Annotated in this window: 1 rRNA gene; it reads right to left on the bottom strand. The window is 57.1% G+C overall.

The annotated features are described in order from the left end of the window. Positions 1-1,537 (bottom strand): 23S ribosomal RNA (locus tag ACFY0U_RS45660); the annotation flags it as partial.

Raw genomic sequence — 1,537 nt, 5'->3', positions numbered from 1 at the left:
CAGGTCGGAACTTACCCGACAAGGAATTTCGCTACCTTAGGATGGTTATAGTTACCACCGCCGTTTACTGGCGCTTAAGTTCTCAGCTTCGCCACCCCGAAGAATGACTAACCGGTCCCCTTAACGTTCCAGCACCGGGCAGGCGTCAGTCCGTATACATCGCCTTACGGCTTCGCACGGACCTGTGTTTTTAGTAAACAGTCGCTTCTCGCTGGTCTCTGCGGCCACCCCCAGCTCGGAGAGCAAGTCTCCTCACCAGTGATGGCCCCCCTTCTCCCGAAGTTACGGGGGCATTTTGCCGAGTTCCTTAACCATAGTTCACCCGAACGCCTCGGTATTCTCTACCTGACCACCTGAGTCGGTTTAGGGTACGGGCCGCCATGAAACTCGCTAGAGGCTTTTCTCGACAGCATAGGATCATCCACTTCACCACAATCGGCTCGGCATCAGGTCTCAGACTATGTGCAAGGCGGATTTGCCTACCTTGCGTCCTACACCCTTACCCCGGGACAACCACCGCCCGGGCTGGACTACCTTCCTGCGTCACCCCATCACTCACCTACTGCAAGTCTGGTTCGGCGGCTCCACCACTCCCCTTTGCCCGAAGGCTCCGGGGCGGCTTCACGGCCTTAGCATCGCCTGGTTCGATGTTTGACGCTTCACAGCGGGTACCGGAATATCAACCGGTTATCCATCGACTACGCCTGTCGGCCTCGCCTTAGGTCCCGACTTACCCTGGGCAGATCAGCTTGACCCAGGAACCCTTAGTCAATCGGCGCACACGTTTCTCACGTGTGAATCGCTACTCATGCCTGCATTCTCACTCGTGAACCGTCCACCACTGCCTTCCGGCGCGGCTTCACCCGGCACACGACGCTCCCCTACCCATCACAACACCCGTTAGGGCTATACGCTGCAATGACACGACTTCGGCGGTACGCTTGAGCCCCGCTACATTGTCGGCGCGGAATCACTAGACCAGTGAGCTATTACGCACTCTTTCAAGGGTGGCTGCTTCTAAGCCAACCTCCTGGTTGTCTCTGCGACTCCACATCCTTTCCCACTTAGCGTACGCTTAGGGGCCTTAGTCGATGCTCTGGGCTGTTTCCCTCTCGACCATGGAGCTTATCCCCCACAGTCTCACTGCCGTGCTCTCACTTACCGGCATTCGGAGTTTGGCTAAGGTCAGTAACCCGGTAGGGCCCATCGCCTATCCAGTGCTCTACCTCCGGCAAGAAACACACGACGCTGCACCTAAATGCATTTCGGGGAGAACCAGCTATCACGGAGTTTGATTGGCCTTTCACCCCTAACCACAGGTCATCCCCCAGGTTTTCAACCCTGGTGGGTTCGGTCCTCCACGAAGTCTTACCTCCGCTTCAACCTGCCCATGGCTAGATCACTCCGCTTCGGGTCTTGAGCGCGCTACTGAATCGCCCTGTTCGGACTCGCTTTCGCTACGGCTTCCCCACACGGGTTAACCTCGCAACACACCGCAAACTCGCAGGCTCATTCTTCAAAAGGCACGCAGTCACGA

Origin of the sequence: Streptomyces sp. NPDC001536 (assembly GCF_042894505.1) — a bacterium.
Lineage (GTDB): Bacteria > Actinomycetota > Actinomycetes > Streptomycetales > Streptomycetaceae > Streptomyces.
Note: the sequence above shows the minus strand (reverse complement) of the source record. Positions and strands in the feature narration are given on the sequence as shown.